Origin of the sequence: Flavobacterium johnsoniae (assembly GCF_030388325.1) — a bacterium.
In the GTDB taxonomy this organism is placed as follows: Bacteria; Bacteroidota; Bacteroidia; order Flavobacteriales; family Flavobacteriaceae; genus Flavobacterium; species Flavobacterium johnsoniae_C.
This window is the reverse complement of record NZ_CP103794.1, coordinates 1,424,462-1,447,893: the sequence shown is the minus strand read 5'-3', so window position 1 is coordinate 1,447,893 and position 23,432 is coordinate 1,424,462. Positions and strand designations below refer to the sequence as shown.

Sequence of the window (23,432 nt, the reverse complement as noted above, 5' to 3'; positions counted from 1 at the left end):
GCACAAATTAATGATTTTATGAACAACAAGGAAGGCAATAATAAAAGAGGCGGATCTAGACCAAATAGCTCAAGATCAAACTCTAGTAAGCCAAAACCTCCTATGGCAAAACGTGCTCAAGGGCCTAAAAAAGTGAAACCTGAAGTGAAAGCGGCGCAGGAAGCTGCTGCTGAAAAATTCAGAAAACAAAATACACCCGCAAAGAGACAAAAAGCTTCAGATGAAATACGTTTGAACAAATACATCTCTAATTCTGGTGTTTGTTCTCGTCGTGATGCTGATATTTATATTCAGTCTGGAAACGTGAAAGTTAACGGAACTGTTATTACCGAAATGGGATATTTGGTAAAAATTAATGATGTTGTAAACTTTGACGGTGTAACTCTTACTCCAGAAAAGAAAGAATATATCTTATTGAATAAACCTAAAAACTTTACGACTGCTTTTGACGAAGGTCAAGAATTTCGTAACGTTCTAGAACTTGTTCGTGGTGCAACAAATGCAAAAATTGCTGCTGTTGGAAGAATGGACAAAAACACAACTGGTTTATTGTTGTTTACAAATGATACCGATATGATTCGTAAGTTTACTTTACCGAATCAGAAATCGTCTAAAATTTATCAGGTTTCTTTAGACAAAAACTTGAAATTTGAGGATTTAGAAAAAATCAGCAAAGGTTTGGTTCTTGACGGACACCGCGTTTCTGTTGAAGAAGTAAGCTATATTGATAATGAACCGAAAAGTGAAGTGGGACTTAAATTGCGTACAGCAAACGTAAAAGTGGTTCGTTCTATTTTCGAATCTTTAGAATACAATGTTTTACGTATCGACCGCGTTTCTTTTGCAGGATTAACGAAAAAGAATCTTCCAAGAGGAAACTGGCGCTTTTTGACAGATCAAGAAGTTATCAATTTGAAAAACGTTTAATACGACGTTTTTCAAATTCAAAATTATATTAAATCCTGTTTTCTCTGAAAATGGGATTTTTTTTATTTTAGAAACTAAAAAAGTTATGTCCGAAAAGTGTAAATATTGATCTTCCGATAGATTGGTTCTTTTCTTCAACTGTTTCGTAACTTGAAAAACCTAGGATAATTTTGATTCCGGGCGGAATACTGTTTAAAATATCTCTTTTTTGGTCTTCTAAAAGAAGTTTTAAGCTTTCTAATAACTGAAGATTAGATCTTAAATAAGAGATTACAAGAAGTGCCGAAAAGTTAAGTATTTCTCTGGCTGTTTCGCTTTTGATTCCGACTTCGTTTGAAATCATTTCTGAAATTCTTCCTTTTTTGTTTGAGAATAATTCTTTCAACAAATCATTTCCTTCCAATCGATAACAATCGTCTACTGATAAAATTCTGCCTGCATTAAAATCGACTTCTTGATAAAAAGTAGAATCTTCTTCTACCATTGCAACTATTTCGGAGTAAAAATCAGATTCTTCGGCTTTATTATAGAGTCCCATTAAAATTGTTCCTATTGAAACGTCAATTCCTTTTATTAAAAGCGCATCGTTCTCGAAATAAAACTTGTTTAACTTGGAGACAACATTTGAAGAAATAAAGCGTCTAAGTTCAATCTGTAGGTTGGGGGTCATACTCATAACTTAAAAAAAATGATTATTTATACTCGTTTAAAATAATCGACAAAGTGAGGCTTTTTATCGTTTATCGTGATAAAAATATAAAATATTTTAACATTTCCAAAAATTAAGTTAAAAAATTAGTGCCTTAATAACCAATTGTTAACAGCAAAAACCTGCGAGCACCTGTAAAGACAACACTTTCATTATCAAATTAAAATATAAAAAAAATCATAATTTTTTCTTTAACACAATAATCTCGATCAAAATTTGTTACACAATTAAAATAAAATGTTTCGATATTCCCACAAAACATTTAAAAAAATGCCTAGATAAACAATTGAAAACAGAAAATTGATAAAGCTAGATGCCAAAAATCCGAGTACCGATCCTGTGGCTGCTTTTAGAGCTCTTTTATGATTTTTTGAGTCGTATAGTAATTCGCCAAAAAATGCTCCAACAAAAGGTCCAATTATTACTCCAAATGGAAGCGGAGATAAAATCCCGATAATTAAACCAATGTTTGTTCCCCAAATTCCATAAGAACTTCCGCCAAATCGTTTAGTTCCTTGAGATGGAATAACATAATCTAAAATTGTAATAATTACCATTAGAACAAAAGTGATTCCCAGAACCCAATAATTATTTTCTACTGCTTTCGTTAAATAAAGCAAAAGCAAACCAACCCAACAGCTTGACAAACCAGGTAAAACAGGCAAAAAACTGCCAAAAACTCCAACAATCATGCAGATAAATCCGAGCAAAACTAGTAGTAAATCCATATAAATTTTGATAAATTTGTTATTACAAATTAGCATTTTAATCTCTATTGCGCAAATTTTCAAAAATGTGGTCTTGAAAATGAGAAGATTCAAAGCAATAGAAAGTTTCCCAAAAAAATAATTGTATTTTTGTTTATTCATTCAACATTAAAACTTTGAGGCAGTTTTTCCCTTTTTTCATTTGCATCCTTTTCAATTCTTGTCAATATTTTGAGAAGCAAATTCCGTCTGAAAAAGAATTACTTCAAAAGGAATTAAAATCAATCAACTGGAAAGAAGTTGACGAATATCCATCGTTACCTAATTGCGAAAAAATCGCAGATAGAAAACTGCGTCAGCAATGTTTTTTTGAAGTAATGTCGACTCTTATAGAAGAAAAACTAAACGTTGATACTTTATCGATTTTATATCCTGAATTGGATACAATTGAAGTTAAAGTAACTGTGTTTCCGAATGCTACAATGAAATTTGAACCTCAGTTTCCTAAAGATTCTGTGGCTTATGATACTATAAAAATTGATAGTATTTTGCACGCCCGTTTAGTAGATTTTCCGAAAATTAATCCTGCTATAAAACGCGGAATTCCAGTAAAAACGCAATTTATTCTTCCTGTTATTCTTAAAGCTAAAGACGAAAAGTAGTTTTATTTTTTAAACTGGCGATCTTTCCATTTATAAGAACCAAATAAACTGTAAAAAGCCACTGTAGAACTAAAAAAAGGGTACAATAAACTACTCAGCAAAAGACTTTTAATTTTATTTGGGGTTAAAAATTTATTGGTTGAATAAAGTAAAACATAATCAACTAAAAATTTAGAAAAAGCAAAAAATACAAAAATCGGATAAGACCAAATTCCGAAAAAGAGAAATAAAAATCCGAGTACAAAACTTAAATTCCCGGAGAAAACAATCAAACCTAAAAACTTTCCAAAAACACTTTTGTACGAACTTGTTTTTGCTGCCCAACGCACTCTTTGATAAAATAAAACGCTCCAGTTTTCTGTTGGCTTTGTAATTACAATTGCTTCATCTGCTTTTAAATAATGAACTTCATTTGGGAATTTTTCAATTGCTTTTTGAAGCAAGAAAACATCATCTCCGCTGGCAATTTTGTCATTTCCTTCAAAACCGTTTAACTTTTCAAATAATAATTTTGTGTATGCAAAATTGGCTCCGTTGCACATAAAACCTTTCTTAATTCCAAAACTTCCAATTGTGGCACCTTGCAAACTTGTTAAGTCTAATTGCTGAAAATGATCTAGAAATGAATTTTTACAAAGATAAGTTACAGCACCAGCCAGCATCGAAACTTTATGCTCTTGAATATAATTATCAAAAGCTAAAAGCCAATTTTCTGGAACTATGCAATCGGCATCGGTTGTAATTACCCAATCGGTTTTTACGTGCTGCATTGCGTTTGTAATGGCATCTTTTTTTGGAGATTTTGAAAAACGAATATTGTCTATAATTGATAATTGATAATTAACAATTGATAATGAAAATTTTTCACTTGAAGCATCATCAACAAGAATTACTTCAAACAAATGAGTTGGATAATTTAGTTTCGAAAAACTTTCTAAAAGTATCGGAAGATTTTCTTTTTCGTTTCGAAATGGAACTATAATTGTAAAACTTGTCTTTGGATCTAACCCTTTATTCTGATAGTTTTTGACTTTAAAAAATCCATAAATAAGCAAACTAATGCTAAACATGTAAATTGCTAATATGGAAAATAATCCAAAAATCATTCTGCAGTTTTTGTTTTAAAATTCAGCACAAAATAACTTCCCAAAATAACTGGTAAAACGACATTTAAAAACCACATTAAAGTGCTTATAAAAATGACAATCCATTCGTTTACGCCAATAATTCCGAAGAAATAAATGGCTACGCTTCCTTTTACGGCAAAATCTAAAAACTGAAAAGTTGGCAATGACGATGCCAAAAAATAAACAGAAGTTATCGCCGCCATTAAAGTTAAATAAGGCAGATCGACATCAAAACCTAAAAACAAAAAGTAATATTGATGCGAGAAAACCAAATAACGGCAAATGCCTAAAAATATATTTTTTTGATGAATTGATTTTGGAATTTCATTGATTTTATGAATCAGTTTTTCAATCGAATATCCTTTTACTTTTATTTTTTTGATTGAAAATAAAACAATCAGAATTAGTAAAAATCCGTCAAATAATATTAAAACCGTTTTTGTTGTAATGACGTTAAATTGAGCATTAAAATAAAGTAATCCGAAGATTCCAAAAATAACTGTCAAAATCATTTGGATTCCGTTGCAGATTAAGTTTAAGAAAACCACTTTTTTGGCTTCCGATTTCGGATAATACAATGCTTTTCCTGCGTACTCTCCTACTCCATTTGGTGTGAAAATTCCTGCTGTTAAAGCGGCTAAAACCTGTTTTGTAGCTTCGTAAACCGATATTTTATGAATTACTTGCGCCAAATTCTGCCATTTTAAAATCTCAAAATATCGATTCAAAACGCTCAAAAGCAGAATAAAGCCAACTCCTAAAACCGATTGGTTTTTTTGAAACAAAACAATGAACTTATTCCAGTCCAACTTATCGTTATTTGCCAGCTGATTGTAAATAAAATAAAATGCACCTGCAACAATCAAAAGTTTGATCAGAAGAACAAGGAATTGCTTAGCTTTGTGAGGAATTGAAATCATGCCGCAAAAGTAATTGAATTTGAGAATGTGGCAATTTGAAAATGAGAAAATGAATCGTTTCATTTTTCAGAACTTGAAACTTGAAACAAAAAAACTTGAAACAAAAACTCTCTTGACACAAGAACGCATCATATTAGGCATTGACCCTGGAACCACAATTATGGGTTTTGGTTTGATTAAAGTAACCAATAAAAAAATGGAATTTTTGCAATTAAACGAACTGCAACTTTCCAAATACGATAATCATTACCAAAAACTAAGAATCATTTTTGAAAGAACAATCGAATTAATCGAAACGCATTGTCCAGACGAAATTGCGATTGAAGCGCCTTTCTTTGGCAAAAACGTACAATCGATGTTAAAGCTTGGTCGCGCGCAAGGTGTTGCCATGGCTGCGGGACTTTCTAGAGGAATTCCTATTACAGAATACGAACCTAAAAAGATAAAAATGGCGATTACCGGAAACGGTAATGCCAGCAAAGAACAGGTTGCTAAAATGCTTCAACAGCTTTTAGGTTTAAAAGAATTACCTAAAAATCTCGACTCTACAGATGGTTTAGCTGCAGCGGTTTGTCATCATTTTAATTCCGGAAAAATTGTTGCAGGAAAAAGTTATTCGGGTTGGGATGCTTTTGTGAAACAGAATGAGGAACGGGTAAAAAAATAGTTTTCAGTCTCAGTTTTCAATCGTAGCTGAGACTGAAAACTGAGACTGAAAACTGAACACTAAAAAATGAGCGGTATCTACATCCATATCCCTTTTTGCAAGCAAGCTTGTCATTATTGCGACTTTCATTTTTCTACTTCGATGAAAAAGAAAGACGAAATGGTTTTGGCTTTGGCTAAAGAAATTGGCATGCGTAAACCCTTCGACTCCGCTCAGGATGACAATATCATTGAAACGATATACTTTGGAGGCGGAACTCCTTCGGTTTTATCAAATGATGAAATAAACTTTTTAATTTCTGAAGTTTATAAGAATTATAAAGTTGTAGAAAATCCAGAAATTACGCTCGAAGCAAATCCAGATGATTTGTCTGCTGAACGAATTCTGGAATTATCTAAAAGTCCGATAAACAGATTAAGCATTGGAATTCAGTCTTTTTATGAAGATGATTTGAAGATGATGAATCGCGCGCATAATTCGGCCGAAGCCAAAAAATGTCTGGAAGAAGCGACAAAGTATTTTGATAATATTTCGCTCGATTTGATTTACGGAATTCCGCTAATGACCGATGAAATGTGGAAACAAAATATTCAAACGGCTTTAGATTTCGGCATTCCGCATATTTCGAGTTATGCTTTGACGGTTGAACCAAAAACTGCTTTAAGTAAATTAATTCAAACAGGAAAAGTTGCTGAACTTCAAGATGAAGTAGCCTCGAATCATTTTATGATTTTGGTTGAAATGCTTCAGAAAAACGATTTTATTCATTACGAATTATCGAATTTTGGTAAAGAAAATTATTTCTCTAAAAATAATTCGGCTTACTGGTTAGGCAAAAAATATATCGGAATTGGACCTTCGGCTCATAGTTATGACGGTGTAAAAAGAGGTTGGAATATCGCTAATAATTCATTGTATTTAAAAGCGATTCAGAACAATGAACTTCCAATTGAAACGGAAACATTGACTATTTCAGATCGTTACAACGAATATATTATGACAGGTTTACGAACGATTTGGGGTGTTTCTTTAGAAAGAATTGAAAAAGAATTCGGTTCTGAATATTTGAATTATTTATTAGAACAATCTCAAAAGTTCTTAAACGACGATTTGCTTTCAATCGAAAACAACATTCTAAAACCAACTCCAAAAGGAAAATTTTTAACGGATGGAATTGCTTCAGATTTATTTTATCTAGATTCTGAGGTTTAACCGCAAGGTTCGCTAAGTTTTACGCAAAGAACGCTATTGTTTTTTTGTAAGAATAAATCCATAATAAATAGAATTAAACCGTAGATTTGAGTTTTTATAATTAATTACTCATGTCAGAAAATGATTTATCACGTATTGTGTTTCATTCGGCTTTGAAGGTTCATCAAACTTTAGGACCTGGACTTTTAGAAAGTGCTTACGAAGAATGTCTCTTTTATGAATTAAGAAAACTTGGTTTATTTGTTGAAAAACAAAAAGCCCTACCTTTAATCTACGAAGAAGTAAAACTAGATGTTGGTTATCGATTAGATATTTTAGTAGAAAATAAACTAATTTTGGAAATCAAAGCGGTTGATTGTTTAAATGATGTACATTTTGCACAACTATTGACTTACTTAAAACTAACAAATTGCAAACTAGGATTATTGATGAATTTTAATGTCGCATTATTAAAACATGGAGTTAAAAGAATAGCAAACAATCTTTAAAAAAATCCTAGCGCCCTTTGCGTAAAACTTAGCGAACCTTGCGGTTAAATCAACATGATAGCAAAAATCAACAACTTCGAAATCGACTTATCAAAACCTATTGATATTTCTATTCCTTTAACAAACACAGACGAAAATCCGATTGCTTGGTATATTGAAAAACCAGTAATTGAACCTGTAGTTTTTGGTGATTGGATTGGAAAAGTTTCGGAAGGAAAATCATCTACAAATTTTAATAATATTTTCTTCAACCCGCATGGGCATGGAACGCACACGGAATGTTTAGGACATATTACGAATGATTTTTATAGTATTAATCAATCGTTGAAACAGTTTTTCTTTTTTGCAAAATTGATTACGGTTGAACCTGATAAAATTGATGATGATTTTGTGATTACAAAAGAATTAATTGAAAATGCTTTGAGCACTTCTCCCGAGGCTTCGGGATCGCTCAGCGTGACAAACGAAGCGCTAATAATTCGGACTCTTCCAAATCAAAACGAAAAAAAATCAAGAAAATACTCTAATACAAATCCTCCGTATTTATCTGAAGACGCTGCGATTTTCATCCGCGAAAGCGAAATTCAGCATTTATTGATCGATTTACCAAGTGTTGATAAAGAACATGACGAAGGGAAATTATTGGCACATAAAGCGTTTTGGAATGTAAAAGACACGCATAATCTAAATTCTGACGCAAGATTAAATGCAACAATTACCGAAATGATTTATGTTTCAGACGAAATTGAAGATGGAAATTATATACTAAATCTTCAAATCGCTTCGTTTGAAAATGATGCAAGCCCATCAAAACCGATTTTATATAAGATTTAAAGTTAACCACAAATTACACAAATTCTCACAAATTCCTTTTTCATTTTGCCACAGATTAAGATGATTGTCAAAGATTTAATCATTTGTAAACTTTTATCTCTACAAAATAATTTGTGAAAATTTGTGCAATTTGTGGCAAAAAAAACTAAACAATATGATTAGTGTTTCAACAGATAAAACCAAACTTGACGTTCCTTTTATACAAAACTTTTTAAAAGACATTTATTGGGCGGCGGGACGAACTATTGAAGAAGTGCAAACAACTATTGATGCTTCAGTTTGTTTTGGAATTTATTTGGATGACAAGCAAATTGGCGTTGCGCGTGTCATAACCGATTATGTAGTTTTTGCTTATTTAATGGATGTTTTTATTGATGAAAAATATCGTGGAAAAGGATATTCGTCGATTTTAATTGAAACGATGATGAAGGAACCTCAACTGCAACAAGTAAAAATCTGGAGATTGGCAACAACCGATGCGCATTTTTTATATGAGAAATTCGGATTTACAAAACTGAATCATCCTGAAAAGATGATGGAAAAAATAGTTAATAAACACTAATTTAGCTAATTGACACGAAACAATCCAATTAGTAAATTTTGTGTAATTCGTGTTGAATAACAACTTTTATAATATGAATTTAGAAACGTTTTACGAATATTGTCTTTCTAAAAAAGGTGTTAGCGAACATTTTCCTTTTGATGAAGATACTTTGGTTTTTAAAGTAGGCGGAAAAATGTTTGCTTTGTCTTCCCTTTCTCAATGGGAAAAGAACGAGCAATCGGTCAATTTAAAATGCGATCCAGACCGCGCACAAGAACTCAGAGCCGAATATGACGAAATACAACCTGGATTTCATATGAGTAAAGTGCATTGGAATACGGTTGCTTTAAATGGAAATTTACCTTTGAAATTTATCAAGGAATTGATCGATCATTCGTATGAATTGGTTTTCAAAAGTTTGACAAAGAAAATTCAAAATGAAATTATCGAATTAGAAAATTAGGCATTACATTTGTAGCGTTAGTAAAAAACTCAGCGACTTAGTCCCGAGGCTTCGGGATAGTAACTTAGAACCTTAAAAGATGAAAGAACAATTTAAAAAATTTCTTAACGAAGAACAAGATCCAAAAGCGATTGAAAAAATCACTTCAAAACTTAACGATTTATTGATGAAAGGTGAAGAAGTTGGGTACATCGCAGTTCAAAAAAAACCTGCCATTACAGTTTTTCCAGACAGCATTGTATTAACAAACAAGCGTATCATTATCTGTAAACCTAAAAATTTAGGTCTTTCTATGGATTTTACAGATTATACTTGGGATGATATTGCAAGCACTTTTGTAAAAGAAAACATTTTAGGTTCTGAATTTTCATTTGGCACTAAAACTGATTTAGCTGTTTCAATCGATTATATTCCGAAAATTCAGGCTAGAAAAATTTATACTTACGCTAAAGAACAATTAGATTTATTAAAAAATCCAGTTCAGACTGCAACGCCAATTCAAGAAATTATTGAAGAAGCAGAACCAGAATTCGAAGATGAAATCGAGGAAGTAGAAACGGAAGAAGTTACAAGCTTTGCTGAAATTTTACCTGCAGCGCCAGTTGTTACAGAAACATATGAACCGCTTCCGACACAACCAACTGGAGAGCGTAAATTAAGCGATTTATCTAAAGAAGAACTTTTTGATAAATTACAGAATTACAAAAAACTTCTTGACAATGGTTTAATCATGCAAGGAGAATATGATACTTACAAAAAAGAAATTTTAAGTTATATGTAATAATCTAACCGCAAAGAACGCAAGGATTTTACGCAAAGTTCACAAAGAAAAAACCATCAGCTATAAACTGATGGTTTTCTTTTATAAAAACTTTGCGAATGCCTTTGCGTTCTCTGCGGTTAAATAAACTAAAGTGTCGCTTTCTGTTTTTCTACAAATTTATGAGATTGCAATTCCAGAAGTTCTTTTGCATTCTTTCGTTGTAAATCGAATAAACCTTTATCTTCTGCAATATCGGCGTATACTTTGTCGTGCATTTCGGCGCTTGTTTTCACTAATAAATCGCGTTGGTATTTATTTTGCGATAAAGTAGCTTTCATTGCGGTTTCGGCTTCTTCTTGTTTGAAATCGAATTCTCCTTTTGGAGCTAATAATTTGGCAATAATTGGAGAAGTTTCTATTGCTAGAAACAACAGCATAATAAAAAATGACGGAAGCCAAGGCAGTTTGTTCAAGGCATTGATACGCGCCATAAGTCCGTCGAAACCTTCTATGATAGGTTGTGTCTGTGAAACTTTTTTATCTAAATCGGCTTGAAGCTGAACGCCTGCTTTTTCCTTTTCGGCAATTTTGGCTTCGTTGGCTTTTTTCAGCGTTTCGAATTCTTTTAAAGCTGCGTCGTGTTTCTCGCGTTTTTCTTTATAAACTGGGCCTTTTCCAAGTTTTTTAGTTCCAGCCGTTCCTTCTGCTTCTGTAATATAAGTTGAATATAAAGCGTTTACTTCTTTTTCTTTCTTTACAATATCCGCTTTAAGAGCTGCGATTTCTGCTTTATTTTTATCTAAATCTGTTTTAAAATACGTTCCGATTTGCTTTTTATTCGCTAATTCCATTTCGTTTTTTTCTTTCAACAAAACGGTATTGATTTCTTTTTCGAAGATTTTAATTTCCAAAGGTTTAGAAATTACAATTGCAATAATAACTGCCAATATAATACGAGGAGTCGCTTGCAGAAATTCGTCCATAAAACGATCTCTTTTCTTAATCGTAGAAACGATAAAACGGTCAAGATTAAAAATCAATAAACTCCAAACAAATCCGAAAATTAAAGCGGGATAAATAGAATCGAAAACAGTAAAAAGCGCATAAGCACTGGCTAGAAAAGCCATAACTGCTGTAAAGAATACTGTAGCGCCAATACCAACATATTTGGTTTGTTCGCCTTCTGAACAGTCTTTCAAGAGATCTCGGTCGACTCCTGAACATAGGATAAAAAATTGTTTTAACATGATTGATGATTTTTGATTGATGATTACTTCGTCAGTTCGCCCTACGGGCTCGTGTGATACGGCAAATTTAACGCCAAATTTTCAATTACAATTAAAATATTATTTTTCTTTTCGTTGGGAATCAATTATTTGATGGTTTTGATGTTATTTAAAGATTAATAAATACTAACATCAAGCGCTTAATCATAACACTATGTTAATTTTTTTTCAAGAGTTTAGTAATAATAGGGTTCTAGCTTCGCAAACGAAAAATCAAACTAAACACACACAATGAAAAAATTTTATTTATTAACCGCATTCTTTTTATTCGCCTTTACAGGTTTTGCCCAGAAAGCGATTATATCTGGAAAGATATTAGACGCTGATGACAAACTTCCTCTGCCTGGAGCTATGGTTCAAATTGTAGGAGAGAAAAAATACACCGTTTCTGATTATAACGGTCGTTTCGAATTATTAAATATTAATGAAGGAACTTACAAAGTTGAAGTAAAATATATTGGATATACTACTTTAACTCAAGAGATAAAAGTTGAACAAGGAAAAAACAACGTAATTGATTTTGCCTTGAAAGCTTCTGAAAACGAACTGAAAGAAGTTGTTGTTGGAGACATCTTAAAAGGTCAGGCAAAAGCTTTGAATCAGCAAAAAAACAACAAAAATATCGGAAACGTAATTTCTTCTGATCAAATGGGACGTTTCCCAGATGCTAACGTTGGAGATGCTTTGAAACGTGTTCCTGGTATCACAATGCAAAATGACCAAGGTGAAGCTCGTAACATTATTATTAGAGGTTTGGCTCCGTCTTTAAACTCTGTAACTTTAAATGGTGACCGTATTCCATCTGCTGAAGGAGACAACAGAAACGTACAAATGGACTTAATTCCTTCTGATATGATTTCTACAATCGAAGTAAATAAAACGCTTACTTCTGACATGGATGCTGATGCGATTGGAGGTTCTGTAAACTTAATTACAAGAGCAACTCCAAACGGAGAAAGAATTTCTGCAACTCTTGCGGGAGGATATTTACCAATTCGCGATCACGCTTCTTATACTGCTGGTTTCGTTTACGGTAATCGTTTTATCGACAACAAATTAGGAGTTGTTGTGAGCGGTTCTTACAACAATGTAGATTATGGTTCTGATAACATCGAAAACGAATGGGTAAAAGATGATTTCGGAAATGAATATTTACAAGCTTCAGAAATTAGAAAATATGATGTACAGCGTATTCGTCGAAGCGGATCTATTGCTTTAGATTATAAATTCAACGAAAACAATACGATTTTTGGTAATGCCATCTACAACTGGAGAGACGATAGAGAAAATCGTTTCAGAACTACTTATGATGATATTGAGCCTATTTACAATGGCGAAGAAATCACAGGTTTTGAAGGTCGTGTAAAACGTCAGACAAAAGGTGGTTTAGATAATAACAGAAACAAAAACAGAAGATTAGAAGATCAAAGAGTTCAGAATTATTCTCTTCGCGGAGAACATTTAATCAATTCTACTTTAGATTTGGATTGGTCTGCAAACTATGCAAAAGCTAGAGAATACCGTCCGGGTGAGCGTTACATCGAATACCGTCAAACTGGTTTAGAAATGTTTCAGGATTTATCTAACCCAAGATTTCCTTTAATGACAACTGCTGGAGAAGCCCTTGATCAATTCGAATTTGACTCTGTTACTGAAAATACAGACGAAACTAGCGAAAGTGAATTTGGAGCTAAAGTAAACATCCGTTTTCCATTCTCTGTAATTGCTGGAGAAAAAGGAAGATTGAGAACTGGTCTTAGACTTCGTTTGAAAGAAAAAGAAAGAAACAATATGTTCTATTCTTATACTCCATTAAACAATGATATGGAATTCTTATCACAAGTTCCAACAAGTTATTTTGACGGACAAGGTTTTAACCCTGGAAGTCAATATGTACCTGGAACTTTTGCTTCGGCAAATTATTTAGGAGGTTTAGATTTAAACAACGCTTCTTTATTTGAAAAAGAAACAGATCCAGCTGAATATTTAGCAGTAAACTATAATGCTAAAGAAAGAATTTCTGCTGCTTACGTAAGATGGGATCAGGATTTTAATGACAAACTTTCAATGGTAATGGGAGTTCGTGTTGAAAATACTCATATTGATTATACAGGAAACCGCGTATTAGACGAGGAAGAATTAGAAAGCAAAATCAACAATACAAACTCATACACAAATGTATTGCCAAGTATTTCATTTCAATACAATGCTACAAAAGATTTAATTTTAAGAGCTGCAGCTACAACAGCTTTGGCTAGACCAAACTATTATGCACTAGCGCCTTACGTAAACAATATTGCTGCAGATAAAGAAATTACAGCTGGAAATCCAGGTCTTAAAGCTACATATGCATATAACTATGATTTCATGGCAGAGAACTATTTCAAATCTGTTGGTTTAATTTCTGGAGGTGTTTTCTACAAAAGATTAAATGATTTCATTTACAACTACAGCGACAATCAATATACTGATGCGAAATTTGCTGCAGATTTTCCAAATCAGTCAAACCCAATTCCAGCGGGAGAAAACTGGTCTTTCTTACAGTCAAGAAACGGAGACAATGTTAATGTTTACGGATTTGAAGTTGCTCTACAACGTCAGTTAGATTTCTTGCCAGGTAAATTCTTAAAAGGTTTTGGTATCTACTTGAACTATACTTACACAAAATCTAAAGCAAGCGGAATTGCCGATGAAGATGGAAATGAAAGAAACAACATTAGTCTTCCAGGTACTGCACCACACATGTTTAACGGATCTTTATCTTGGGAAAACAAACGTTTTTCTGCAAGAATCTCTACAAACTTTACATCTGATTATTTAGATGAATTAGGTTCTGAGTCTTATAAAGATAGTTTTTACGACAAGCAGTTTTTCTTAGATGCAAATGCTTCTTATAAAATTACAAAACAATTACGAGTTTTTGCTGAAGCTAACAACTTAACAAACCAACCGTTACGTTATTACCAAGGAGTTGCAGCACATACAAAACAAGCTGAATATTACCAAGCTCGTTACAACTTCGGATTGAAATTAGACTTGTAACATACGACTTTTAAAAATTCTTAAATTAGACAGAGTTTAATCGCTCTGTCTAATTGCATTAAAATATATAACACAAATGAAAAATAAATCATTAGTTGCTCTTTTACTTTTAAGTATTTCTTTTACAGCTTGTAAAGACGATAAATTAGCGCCAATTCAGCCAAATGCGGTTAAACCAACTGCAGTTACAGAAGCTTTGCCTCACGATACAGACGATCCTTCAATTTGGATTAATCCAGCAGACGCTACAAAAAGTATTATTGTTGGAACAGACAAAGACACAGACGGCGGTTTGTATGCTTTTGATTTGAATGGAAAAATCCTTAAAAAATCAATTACTCTTAAACGTCCAAATAATGTTGATATCGCTTACGGATTAATTATTGACGGAAAAAAAGTAGACGTTGCGGTAACTACAGAACGTGAAGAAAATAAAATCAGAATTTTTAGTTTACCTGATTTAGAACCAATTGATAACGGCGGAATTCCTGTTTTTGAAGGAGAAGCACAACGCGACCCAATGGGAATTGCCTTGTACACGCGTAAAACTGACGGAAAGATTTTTGCCATTGTGGGAAGAAAAACGGGTCCATCTGGAAGTTATTTATGGCAATATGAACTTTCTGGAAACGGAAAATTCGCTACGGCAAAAGTGGTTCGTAAATTCGGTAATTACAGTGGTAAAAAAGAAATCGAAGCCATTGCTGTGGACAACGAATTAGGAACAGTTTTATATTGTGACGAACAATTCGGAATTAGAAAATACAATGCAGATCCAGCTTTAAACGATAATAAGGAATTGGCTCTTTTTGGGCAAAAAGATTTTAAAGCTGATAATGAAGGAATCGCAATTTACAAAAAAACAGATTCTACAGGATATATTTTAGTATCAAATCAGCAGGCAAATACTTTTATGGTTTACCCAAGAGAAGGTGCAAAAGGAAATCCAAACAGTTATCCGTTATTGGCTGAAATTCCAACTTCTACCGTAGAATGTGACGGTGCAGATGTAACAAGTCTAAACTTAGGCGGAGCATACAAAAACGGACTTTTCGTAGCGATGAGCAACGGAATGACTTTCCATTATTATGCTTGGGATTTAATACAAAAACGTATTGACGAAGCTAAAAAATAATTTATTTTTTTTTGAGGTTTTTCAGTCGCAGTTTTTCAGTGTTCTATTATTTTTTTTTATTTTTTTTACTGCGATTGGAAACCAAACAAAAAAGCTGTTCAGATAATGAACAGCTTTTTTTATTTGAATTAATGAATTTCTTTTATTCTGTAATCGGTGCTCCTGCTAAGATTTCAGCATTTGCAAACTCTTCAAATTTCGCAAAATTAGCTTTGAATTTCTGAGCCAATTCTAACGCTTTTTTATCGTATAAATCTTTGTCTTCCCAAGTATTTCTAGGATTTAAAATTTCCTCTGGAACGCTCGGGCAAGATTGTGGTTTTGCAATTCCAAAAACAGAATGGTTAACGTATTCTACATTATCCAATTCGCCTTTTAAGGCCGCAGTAATCATCGCACGTGTGTATTTCAATTTCATACGGCTTCCAGTTCCGTAAGGTCCACCAGTCCATCCTGTGTTGATTAACCAAACTTTCACTCCCGCATCTTTCATTTTTTTGCTCAACATTTCAGCGTAACGCGTTGGATGCAAAGGCATAAAAGGCGCTCCAAAACAAGCAGAAAAATTAGGTTGTGGTTCTGTTACTCCTGCTTCTGTTCCAGCAACTTTTGCTGTATACCCAGAAATGAAGTGATACGCAGCTTGACCTGGAGTCAATTTTGAAATTGGAGGCAGAATTCCGAAAGAATCAGCCGTTAAGAAAAATATATTTTTAGGATTGTGTCCAACCAAACCAGGCTGCACATTATCAATATGTGTTATTGGGTAACTTACACGAGTATTTTGAGTAATTGAAACATCATCGTAATCTACTTCGTTTGTTCCGGCTTTGAAAACTACATTTTCTAAAAGCGCTCCTTTTTTGATTGCTCTAAAAATGTCTGGTTCATTTTCTTCAGTCAAGTTAATTACTTTCGCATAACATCCACCTTCAAAATTGAAAACCGTATTTTCGTTTGTCCATCCGTGTTCATCGTCTCCGATTAATTTACGTTCTGGATCAGCCGATAAAGTTGTTTTTCCTGTTCCAGATAAACCAAAGAAAATCGCTGTATCTCCATCTTCTCCAACATTCGCACTACAGTGCATTGGAAGCGTATTTTTGAAAACTGGAAGAATAAAATTCAATGCAGAAAAAATTCCTTTTTTCATTTCTCCTGTATAACCAGTTCCGCCAATTAAAGCAATTTTTCTAGTAAAATTTAAAATAGCAAAATTAGATTGGCGTGTTCCGTCTACTTCAGGATCTGCCATAAAACTTGGAGCACAAACTACTGTCCATTCTGGAGAAAAATTAGCCAATTCTGACTCTTCCGGACGTAAGAACATATTGTAGCAAAACAAATTTGACCAAGCTGTTTCTGTTACAACACGTACATTCAATCTATAATTTGCATCAGAACATACATAAGAATCACGAACAAAAACTTCTTTGTCTGATAAAAATGCTGTTACTTTATTATAAAGCTTATCAAAAGCTTGAGGTTCAAACGGGATATTTACATTTCCCCACCAAACTTCGTCTTTGGTTACATCGTCTTTTACGATAAAACGATCCTGTGGAGAACGACCTGTAAATTCACCTGTATTAATTGCTAACGCTCCGGTAGAATTCTCAACACCTTGTCCTGACTGCAACGTAATAGCATGTAATTCATCTGCTGATAGTTGATAACGAACTTTTGCATTTTCAATTCCTAATTCTTTTAACGAAATCGATTGCGCGAAAACTGTGTTAGTGTCCATAAATTTAAGTTATGTTGTGGTTTTTTGTTTAAAGCAAAATTACAGATTAATTTTTATTTGACTCAAAATACTCAAATTTCACTCTGATTTATATCAAAAAAGTAAAATTTCACTTTAAAAAAAAATAAAAACAAAAAAATAAGCGCCTTTAATTTGTTTATTGTCAGCCTTATAAGTAATTTTTGTTATATTATTTTTGTTTAAAAACATAAAACAACAAAAAATCACATAAATAAAGCTATATGTTATTTATGTGACAAAATTAAAGATTAATTCTTAGACAGAATTTTTTTTTCGGGATTTTATGATTTTCGCTTCAAAATCGTAAAGAATAATAGCGCCCAACCTATAATTAATAGAAAACCACCGATTGGAGTTGCGAATACGATAATTTTAGAATAAAACAAAGTATAGTCTTTTGTAGCCACCAAATAGATTGAACCACTAAAAAGAACAACACCAGCTACTATAAAATTATAAATTGTTTTTAGTGTTTTTTCTGCAAGATCTTTTTGAGTAGCTAGAAAAAGCAGAAAAAGAGCGTGATACATTTGGTAACGAACACCAACTTCAAAAGTATTTAATTGATCAACCGAAAGATATTTCTTTAATAAATGAGCACCAAAAGCACCCAAAATAATAGCTAACATACCTATAAAAGCTCCAGTAAGAACAAGTTTTCTTTTCATGATTTATATCTTTTGAAATTTGACACAAAAATACTTCAAAGCATTCAAAAAATCGCTTTACTTTCCATATTATTTAGAACAAAATCAAATTATTTTTTATCTAATTTTTAAAAATAAATTCTCTTTTATTTAATTTATATTGTTACATTTATAACATTTAAATATATTTGTGTTAAATATTTAAAACATGAGAAACGTTTTAATAATTGGAGCAGGAAGATCTGCATCGTCTTTGATTCGGTATTTATTATCTAAATCTACTGAAGAACAACTGCATTTAACTGTAGCCGATCTTTCTTTGCCTTTAGCGAAAGCTAAAACGCAAGAACATCCTAATGCCACTCCCCTTGCTTTAGATATTTTTAATTCCGTTGAAAGAAAAAAAGCGATTGCAAATGCTTCGATCGTAATTTCTATGCTTCCAGCACATTTGCATATCGAAATTGCAAAAGATTGTCTAGAATTCAAAAAACATTTGGTTACGGCTTCCTATATAAGTGATCCGATGCAGGCTTTAAACGAAGAAGCCATAAAGAACAATTTGATTTTTATGAATGAAATTGGTCTTGATCCTGGAATCGATCATATGAGCGCCATGAAAGTTATTGATGAAATTCGGGCAAAAGGCGGAAAAATGCTTTTGTTTGAATCTTTCTGCGGTGGACTCGTAGCTCCAGAATCTGATAACAATTTATGGAATTATAAATTTACTTGGGCGCCTCGAAATGTTGTTTTAGCGGGACAGGGCGGCGCAGCAAAATTTATTCAAGAAGGAACTTATAAATATATTCCGTACAGTGCTTTATTTCGTAGAACTGAATTTCTGGAAGTAGAAGGTTACGGAAAATTTGAAGCCTATTCAAACCGTGATTCACTCAAATACAGATCTATTTATGGTTTGGATGATATTTTGACTTTATACAGAGGAACAATTAGAAGAGTAGGTTATTCTCGCGCTTGGAATATGTTTGTTCAACTCGGAATGACCGATGATAGTTATATAATTGAAGGTTCTGAAGATATGAGTTATCGTCAGTTTATCAATTCTTTTCTGCCTTATCATCCTACAGATTCTGTGGAAATTAAAACACGCTTGATTTTAAAAATCGATCAAGACGATATTATGTGGGATAAACTTTTGGAACTTGATTTATTCAACCCAAACAAAAAAGTAAATCTTCCGCATGCAACTCCAGCGCAGATTTTAGAAAAAATCTTAACCGATAGCTGGGCTTTAGAACCAGACGATAAAGATATGATCGTAATGTATCACAAATTTGGTTATGAATTGAATGGAGAAAAGAAACAAATCGATTCTAAAATGGTTTGTATTGGCGACGATCAAACTTATACTGCAATGGCAAAAACAGTCGGACTTCCGGTTGCAATTGCAACTTTATTGATTTTGAACGGGAAAATCACAACTCCAGGCGTTCAGCTTCCGATAAAAAAAGAAGTTTACGAGCCTATATTGAAAGAATTAGAAGAATACGGCGTCATATTTAATGAGCAAAAAGTACCGTATTTTGGATATAATCCAGATCTTTTTTAGACTGGATTCTGCATTTTTTTATTTTTAGAATTTTTTTTTAATTAGTTTTTTAATTTTATCCGCTTCTATTCGCATAGAAGCGGATTTTTTTTTGAAGGTTCAAAGAGACAAAGCTCTAAACCTCAAAAAACCTATTCTTTAGATTGAATCGTAATTGGCAAACTGTACATTGTTGCAACTGGCTCTCCGTTAACTTTCCCTGGTATCCAGTTCTGAGAAAGCTTAAGCACTCTAATTGCCTCTTCTCCCGTACCATACCCAATATCCCTTAATAGTTTAAAGTCTGTCAAAGAGCCGTCTTTTTCTACTATAAAATTAATATAAACCCTGCCTTTCAACTTTACATCTGCTGGCGTTACAGGAATTTTGTAATTCTCTCCTATAAATTTATAAAAAGACTCCATACCTCCTGGATAAGTTGGGTTTTCAGTTAAATCTACTGTTTTATAAATAGTTCCTTCCTCTTTTTTAACTTTTTGATTTTTTGGATCATATACATCAATCTCTACCGTTTCTGGGCCTCCTTTTTCGATTTTCGCAGCCATCTCCTCTTTAGTTGGAGGAAATTTTAATCCCTCAAGTACATTTGGCACGACCTTTTTTTCAGCCAGTGTAAGATCTTTGTATTTTTTCTCTGCTACTACAACACCTTTATCATTCTTTATTTTAAAAGTTGTCTTGTCGTAATAATTTGAATAAGATCTCTTTTGGGAAGCAGTTTCATTATTTGTTTTTATTTCTTGAGCTACTGTTTTAGTGCATAAAAAATAAACAAGTCCAGTAAACAATGGTAAAAGAATTGTCTTTTTAAATAATCCCCTAGAAGGAGATGTTGTGGTTGTCATCATAATTAATCTTTTTTTAGTTACAGAATAGTTCAAATTACTGGCCAAGTAATATACTGGATTTTGATTCGCTTTAGACAGCAGCAAATTCTGGTAAAACGAAACATTTTTATGTGATTTTACAACTTTTTCATCGGCAAGAAATTCATGATTTAGTTGTATAGCTTTTTTATAAAAAATAAAAATTGGGTTGAACCAAAAAACATTCTTAATGACTTCAATCAATATAATATCAAGAGAATGTTTCTGATTTACGTGAATTAGCTCGTGTGTAAATAATTCTGTTTCTATTTTATTATTTTGATACTCCAATTCATTTATGAAAATGGTGTTTAGAAAAGTATAGGGCAATGTCTGCTCTTGCAACAAAACCAATGTTGCATTTTGATGTTTTATTTTTACACCCGATTTTGATTTTTTAATCAACTTAAGTAAGTTGATCGCAAATCTGCAAAACAAAAGTGTTGTCACTATTCCATACAAAAACCAAGCGCAAATCAAGTAGATCGAAACCTCATCTTTTACAACATTTGCAGTAATCGCACCAGGAACTACCACGGTACTGTTTGCTGTGCTTACCACTTCTTGTACAATTTCTATTGTAATAAAAGGCAGTACAAAAGAAAATAGAATACTAAAAACCAAGAAAAACCTATTAAACTGATGAAATTTTTCTTTTTCTAAAAGTAAATAATAAACTCCCAGAAGTACGCACAATGCAATCGTCGATTTTATAAAAAAGTCTATCATTTTTTCTTTTTTTGAATTTCTGAATCAATTATTTTTTTAAGATCTTCCAATTCCGAAGCCGACAAATTGGTTTCGGTTGTAAAAAAAGAAGCAAATTGCGAAGCCGAATTATTAAAGAAACTACTAATCAATCCTTTTACGTGTTTGGAGAAATAATCTGTTTTTTTCACCAAAGGATAATATTCTCTCGAATTTCCGAATTCGTTATACGCTACAAAATTCTTTCCGATCATTCGTTTTAATAAAGTCGCGACCGTTGTCGTTGCAGGTTTAGGTTCTGGATATGCATCAAGCAAATCTTTCATAAAAGCTTTTTCTAGCTTCCATAAATACTCCATTAATTGTTCTTCTGAATTTGATAATTGCATTTTTTTAAGGTTCTAAGTTGCTAAGATTCTGAGTTTTTTATTCTATAGTATTTTCAGAGATCAATTCTCCTTTTTCATATTTTCTAATCTGAAATAATTTTCCTTTATCGGAGTAAAATTTCCATTCTCCAAAATAAAACCAATGCGATTCTGTGTCGCTTATTTCTAATTTGGTTTTCCCTTTCGATTCCAGTTTTCCGTTTTCGTAATAATTTTTTACAATACAGATTCCGTTTTTATATTTTTCTAATTTGTAAAGTTTTCCGTTTATAAAAGTTTTCCATTTTTTGACAGGCTGATCATTTTTATAAAATTCGATCGATTTATATTCTATACTATCCTGAACATAAATATCAACCCATTTCCCTTCTCTCTTTTTATCGATTTTCTGATTAATAAGCTTCGATTTGCATCCGAAAAAAGATAATAAGATTATTGAAAAAAGTATTTTTCTAAACATTTCAATTCTACAATTATAGATTCAACTCTACAAATGTAGAATTAAATTCTAAAAAAGCAAGAAAAAGTTTTCTTTTTTTAATTTAAAAAACAAATAACCAATCAAATAGACAGTTTCTCTAATTGATTAAAAACGATAAAAATGAGAATTAATAAAATAAATTGTTTCTTAAAAAAACTAATAAGCCCTCTGAATCTTTGTTAATTTGCCATTTTGAACCTCTAAAAAGGAAGCAATTCTAAAGTTTTTTGAACCTCTTCAAAATCAACATAAAAATCTTCTTCTTTTTGAATTCCAACAACAAAACTATAGTTTAGGTTTTGCATATCAGTAGTTATTTTTAGAACTCCGCAGAAGCGATTAGGAGGCTGGAATGTTAAAACAGATGTTCCTGGCTCAAGCACCATCAATCCGTGCATAAGATGACTTCCTTCAATTCCAATAACAATTTTAGCGCCTACACAAGCTGTAATAATCTCATGTACAGTTTGCTTAGTAACATCTACAATTTTAAATCCGTATTGATCTCGTAACCTTTCTGCAATTTCGATTTCATTTAACATTATTCGAGTTTTTCCCGAATTGCGGCGCAATATAAATACTCCAGGATGGCGAGAATAACCTTGAAAATTTGATAACAATGAGGCTTTATTTTCATCAAATAATTCATGTTTTTTATTATTATTACCCCAATCATCATCAATAAATACGGCGTTTTTTATATAGGCTCCATTAGTTTTATAAGGATTCATACCCAATAATCTCTCATATTCAAACATATGAGGACTTGTAAAAATATTGGTAGTTACTGGAGTTCCTTCTTCGGCTGCCAATTTATAGTTTGTACAATCATCTGTAAGCCAAAGACCAAAAAACTGATTCCCTTCAGAAGTACTATAAAGTGAAGCATTATCTATTTCCGTATCAATTAAAATTTGCGGAAAATAATTCATTCTATTAGAAAGCTGAAAAGCTGGATGAAGTCTAAAATTATGAAGTCCTTTATAAATAAAACCATTAATCATCCAGATATCTTTGAGCTTATAAGCACGTGTTTCGTCATGTTCAACCTCAAAACCACCATGCATTTCCTTAAACGGATCATTTGTATAGGCCGTACCCGTAATACGATCTAATTGTCCGTCTAGAAAAAAAGCTTTTGGCGAAATTGTAGTGTTTCCGGGAGCAACCTGCCATGATTTTACAGCAAGATAATCTAAAATGTCTCCCTCGCGAAACATGGCATGTGATTTTTTTATTCCTTTAAGATATCTAGTATATGCTATTGGCGTAAATCTAATTTTTTTTTCAATTAAGTTCATTGTTCAATATTAAAATCAACATTAAAATAACATTAGAAAGTTTTTCAAAAAAGAATAATATTCAATATCAAAAGGGGCATAATGATAATAAAATCAAATTTAACTTAATTTACCTAACAAATCACAAAGTCAATATTAAAATTTTAACATTAAAAAAATAAAATTTAAAACCTATAAAAATGAAAAAATCCGCTCATTTCTGAACGAATTTAT

23 protein-coding genes are annotated in these 23,432 nt (G+C 32.4%); 12 read left to right on the top strand and 11 right to left on the bottom strand.

Translation table 11 applies throughout. From position 1 onward, the window contains the following. Positions 1-18 precede the first annotated feature (18 nt). On the top strand, positions 19-927 hold the full coding sequence (locus tag NYQ10_RS06470; protein ID WP_276175461.1) for a pseudouridine synthase: 909 nt from the start codon (positions 19-21) through the stop codon (positions 925-927). A 67-nt stretch (positions 928-994) separates the two neighbouring features. Here the strand turns inward: NYQ10_RS06470 and NYQ10_RS06465 are convergent, their stop codons facing one another. Further along, the gene (locus tag NYQ10_RS06465; protein WP_289879399.1) at positions 995-1,597 is read right to left on the bottom strand and encodes a DUF937 domain-containing protein; all 603 of its coding nucleotides are present in this window, start codon (positions 1,595-1,597) and stop codon (positions 995-997) included. 266 nt (positions 1,598-1,863) lie between these two features. After that, complete coding sequence (locus NYQ10_RS06460) at positions 1,864-2,364, bottom strand: DUF456 domain-containing protein (protein WP_276175463.1); 501 nt, start codon at positions 2,362-2,364, stop codon at positions 1,864-1,866. A gap of 155 nt (positions 2,365-2,519) precedes the next feature. Here NYQ10_RS06460 and NYQ10_RS06455 point away from each other — a divergent pair, with 155 nt between their 5' ends. After that, on the top strand, positions 2,520-3,005 hold the full coding sequence (locus tag NYQ10_RS06455) for a hypothetical protein (protein ID WP_289879398.1): 486 nt from the start codon (positions 2,520-2,522) through the stop codon (positions 3,003-3,005). Positions 3,006-3,007: 2 nt separating this feature from the next. Here the strand turns inward: NYQ10_RS06455 and NYQ10_RS06450 are convergent, their stop codons facing one another. Together NYQ10_RS06450 and NYQ10_RS06445 are read right to left on the bottom strand one after the other, a co-directional pair. Further along, complete coding sequence (locus NYQ10_RS06450) at positions 3,008-4,111, bottom strand: glycosyltransferase family 2 protein (RefSeq protein WP_289879397.1); 1,104 nt, start codon at positions 4,109-4,111, stop codon at positions 3,008-3,010. Further along, positions 4,108-5,052, bottom strand: a complete 945-nt coding sequence (locus tag NYQ10_RS06445; protein ID WP_289879396.1) for a hypothetical protein — start codon at positions 5,050-5,052, stop codon at positions 4,108-4,110. The genes NYQ10_RS06450 and NYQ10_RS06445 overlap by 4 nt, the downstream gene beginning before the upstream one ends. Before the next feature lie 112 nt (positions 5,053-5,164). Between NYQ10_RS06445 and ruvC the strand changes: the two genes are divergently transcribed. From ruvC to NYQ10_RS06410, 7 genes are all read left to right on the top strand, one after another. Then, positions 5,165-5,719, top strand: a complete 555-nt coding sequence (ruvC, locus tag NYQ10_RS06440; protein WP_289879395.1) for a crossover junction endodeoxyribonuclease RuvC — start codon at positions 5,165-5,167, stop codon at positions 5,717-5,719. Positions 5,720-5,785: 66 nt separating this feature from the next. Continuing rightward, positions 5,786-6,931 carry a radical SAM family heme chaperone HemW gene (gene hemW, locus NYQ10_RS06435; RefSeq protein WP_289879394.1) on the top strand — a complete coding sequence of 382 codons (1,146 nt, stop codon included), beginning with the start codon at positions 5,786-5,788 and terminating at the stop codon, positions 6,929-6,931. Positions 6,932-7,041: 110 nt separating this feature from the next. After that, on the top strand, positions 7,042-7,419 hold the full coding sequence (locus NYQ10_RS06430) for a GxxExxY protein (protein WP_289879393.1): 378 nt from the start codon (positions 7,042-7,044) through the stop codon (positions 7,417-7,419). Between the two features lie 54 nt (positions 7,420-7,473). Then, complete coding sequence (locus NYQ10_RS06425; RefSeq protein WP_289879392.1) at positions 7,474-8,253, top strand: cyclase family protein; 780 nt, start codon at positions 7,474-7,476, stop codon at positions 8,251-8,253. A gap of 154 nt (positions 8,254-8,407) precedes the next feature. Then, a complete protein-coding gene (locus NYQ10_RS06420) occupies positions 8,408-8,815 on the top strand; it encodes a GNAT family N-acetyltransferase (protein WP_289879391.1) in 408 nt (135 codons plus the stop codon). A 73-nt stretch (positions 8,816-8,888) separates the two neighbouring features. Beyond that, on the top strand, positions 8,889-9,260 hold the full coding sequence (locus tag NYQ10_RS06415; protein WP_289879390.1) for an MmcQ/YjbR family DNA-binding protein: 372 nt from the start codon (positions 8,889-8,891) through the stop codon (positions 9,258-9,260). A gap of 79 nt (positions 9,261-9,339) precedes the next feature. Continuing rightward, complete coding sequence (locus tag NYQ10_RS06410; protein ID WP_289879389.1) at positions 9,340-10,041, top strand: PH domain-containing protein; 702 nt, start codon at positions 9,340-9,342, stop codon at positions 10,039-10,041. A gap of 128 nt (positions 10,042-10,169) precedes the next feature. On the opposite strand, the gene NYQ10_RS06405 is transcribed toward NYQ10_RS06410, so the two are convergent. Further along, positions 10,170-11,270 (bottom strand): DUF4407 domain-containing protein, encoded by a 1,101-nt coding sequence (locus tag NYQ10_RS06405; RefSeq protein ID WP_289879388.1) that lies wholly within the window; start codon positions 11,268-11,270, stop codon positions 10,170-10,172. 270 nt (positions 11,271-11,540) lie between these two features. Here NYQ10_RS06405 and NYQ10_RS06400 point away from each other — a divergent pair, with 270 nt between their 5' ends. Next, positions 11,541-14,351 (top strand): TonB-dependent receptor, encoded by a 2,811-nt coding sequence (locus NYQ10_RS06400; protein ID WP_289879387.1) that lies wholly within the window; start codon positions 11,541-11,543, stop codon positions 14,349-14,351. A gap of 76 nt (positions 14,352-14,427) precedes the next feature. Continuing rightward, entirely contained in the window at positions 14,428-15,486 is a 1,059-nt protein-coding gene (locus tag NYQ10_RS06395; protein WP_289879386.1) for a phytase, read from the top strand. A 142-nt stretch (positions 15,487-15,628) separates the two neighbouring features. On the opposite strand, the gene pckA is transcribed toward NYQ10_RS06395, so the two are convergent. Both pckA and NYQ10_RS06385 read right to left on the bottom strand, forming a co-directional pair. Next, entirely contained in the window at positions 15,629-17,233 is a 1,605-nt protein-coding gene (gene pckA, locus NYQ10_RS06390; protein WP_289879385.1) for a phosphoenolpyruvate carboxykinase (ATP), read from the bottom strand. 302 nt (positions 17,234-17,535) lie between these two features. Beyond that, positions 17,536-17,922 (bottom strand): DUF423 domain-containing protein, encoded by a 387-nt coding sequence (locus tag NYQ10_RS06385; RefSeq protein ID WP_276175478.1) that lies wholly within the window; start codon positions 17,920-17,922, stop codon positions 17,536-17,538. A gap of 187 nt (positions 17,923-18,109) precedes the next feature. On the opposite strand from NYQ10_RS06385, the gene NYQ10_RS06380 reads away from it, so the two are divergent. Next, a complete protein-coding gene (locus NYQ10_RS06380) occupies positions 18,110-19,474 on the top strand; it encodes a saccharopine dehydrogenase family protein (RefSeq protein ID WP_289879384.1) in 1,365 nt (454 codons plus the stop codon). Between the two features lie 131 nt (positions 19,475-19,605). On the opposite strand, the gene NYQ10_RS06375 is transcribed toward NYQ10_RS06380, so the two are convergent. From NYQ10_RS06375 to NYQ10_RS06360, 4 genes are all read right to left on the bottom strand, one after another. Further along, positions 19,606-21,069 carry a M56 family metallopeptidase gene (locus tag NYQ10_RS06375; RefSeq protein ID WP_289879383.1) on the bottom strand — a complete coding sequence of 488 codons (1,464 nt, stop codon included), beginning with the start codon at positions 21,067-21,069 and terminating at the stop codon, positions 19,606-19,608. Then, the gene (locus NYQ10_RS06370; RefSeq protein WP_289879382.1) at positions 21,066-21,437 is read right to left on the bottom strand and encodes a BlaI/MecI/CopY family transcriptional regulator; all 372 of its coding nucleotides are present in this window, start codon (positions 21,435-21,437) and stop codon (positions 21,066-21,068) included. Before NYQ10_RS06370 ends, NYQ10_RS06375 begins: the two co-directional genes overlap by 4 nt. 37 nt (positions 21,438-21,474) lie before the next feature. Next, complete coding sequence (locus NYQ10_RS06365; protein ID WP_289879381.1) at positions 21,475-21,897, bottom strand: hypothetical protein; 423 nt, start codon at positions 21,895-21,897, stop codon at positions 21,475-21,477. A gap of 221 nt (positions 21,898-22,118) precedes the next feature. Beyond that, a complete protein-coding gene (locus tag NYQ10_RS06360; protein WP_289879380.1) occupies positions 22,119-23,219 on the bottom strand; it encodes a glycosyltransferase 61 family protein in 1,101 nt (366 codons plus the stop codon). Between the last annotated feature and the right edge of the window lie 213 nt (positions 23,220-23,432).

What these genes read in the sequence shown, in the direction of transcription:
- pckA (WP_289879385.1), bottom strand. Translation starts at nt 17,233, where the DNA reads ATGGACACTAACACAGTTTTCGCGCAATCGATTTCGTTAAAAGAATTA.
- NYQ10_RS06465 (WP_289879399.1), bottom strand. Translation starts at nt 1,597, where the DNA reads ATGACCCCCAACCTACAGATTGAACTTAGACGCTTTATTTCTTCAAAT.
- NYQ10_RS06380 (WP_289879384.1), top strand. Translation starts at nt 18,110, where the DNA reads ATGAGAAACGTTTTAATAATTGGAGCAGGAAGATCTGCATCGTCTTTG.
- NYQ10_RS06385 (WP_276175478.1), bottom strand. Translation starts at nt 17,922, where the DNA reads ATGAAAAGAAAACTTGTTCTTACTGGAGCTTTTATAGGTATGTTAGCT.
- NYQ10_RS06370 (WP_289879382.1), bottom strand. Translation starts at nt 21,437, where the DNA reads ATGCAATTATCAAATTCAGAAGAACAATTAATGGAGTATTTATGGAAG.
- NYQ10_RS06405 (WP_289879388.1), bottom strand. Translation starts at nt 11,270, where the DNA reads ATGTTAAAACAATTTTTTATCCTATGTTCAGGAGTCGACCGAGATCTC.
- NYQ10_RS06415 (WP_289879390.1), top strand. Translation starts at nt 8,889, where the DNA reads ATGAATTTAGAAACGTTTTACGAATATTGTCTTTCTAAAAAAGGTGTT.
- NYQ10_RS06360 (WP_289879380.1), bottom strand. Translation starts at nt 23,219, where the DNA reads ATGAACTTAATTGAAAAAAAAATTAGATTTACGCCAATAGCATATACT.
- NYQ10_RS06400 (WP_289879387.1), top strand. Translation starts at nt 11,541, where the DNA reads ATGAAAAAATTTTATTTATTAACCGCATTCTTTTTATTCGCCTTTACA.
- hemW (WP_289879394.1), top strand. Translation starts at nt 5,786, where the DNA reads ATGAGCGGTATCTACATCCATATCCCTTTTTGCAAGCAAGCTTGTCAT.
- NYQ10_RS06375 (WP_289879383.1), bottom strand. Translation starts at nt 21,069, where the DNA reads ATGATAGACTTTTTTATAAAATCGACGATTGCATTGTGCGTACTTCTG.
- NYQ10_RS06470 (WP_276175461.1), top strand. Translation starts at nt 19, where the DNA reads ATGAACAACAAGGAAGGCAATAATAAAAGAGGCGGATCTAGACCAAAT.
- NYQ10_RS06460 (WP_276175463.1), bottom strand. Translation starts at nt 2,364, where the DNA reads ATGGATTTACTACTAGTTTTGCTCGGATTTATCTGCATGATTGTTGGA.
- NYQ10_RS06425 (WP_289879392.1), top strand. Translation starts at nt 7,474, where the DNA reads ATGATAGCAAAAATCAACAACTTCGAAATCGACTTATCAAAACCTATT.
- NYQ10_RS06410 (WP_289879389.1), top strand. Translation starts at nt 9,340, where the DNA reads ATGAAAGAACAATTTAAAAAATTTCTTAACGAAGAACAAGATCCAAAA.
- NYQ10_RS06450 (WP_289879397.1), bottom strand. Translation starts at nt 4,111, where the DNA reads ATGATTTTTGGATTATTTTCCATATTAGCAATTTACATGTTTAGCATT.
- NYQ10_RS06365 (WP_289879381.1), bottom strand. Translation starts at nt 21,897, where the DNA reads ATGTTTAGAAAAATACTTTTTTCAATAATCTTATTATCTTTTTTCGGA.
- NYQ10_RS06445 (WP_289879396.1), bottom strand. Translation starts at nt 5,052, where the DNA reads ATGATTTCAATTCCTCACAAAGCTAAGCAATTCCTTGTTCTTCTGATC.
- NYQ10_RS06420 (WP_289879391.1), top strand. Translation starts at nt 8,408, where the DNA reads ATGATTAGTGTTTCAACAGATAAAACCAAACTTGACGTTCCTTTTATA.
- NYQ10_RS06395 (WP_289879386.1), top strand. Translation starts at nt 14,428, where the DNA reads ATGAAAAATAAATCATTAGTTGCTCTTTTACTTTTAAGTATTTCTTTT.
- NYQ10_RS06430 (WP_289879393.1), top strand. Translation starts at nt 7,042, where the DNA reads ATGTCAGAAAATGATTTATCACGTATTGTGTTTCATTCGGCTTTGAAG.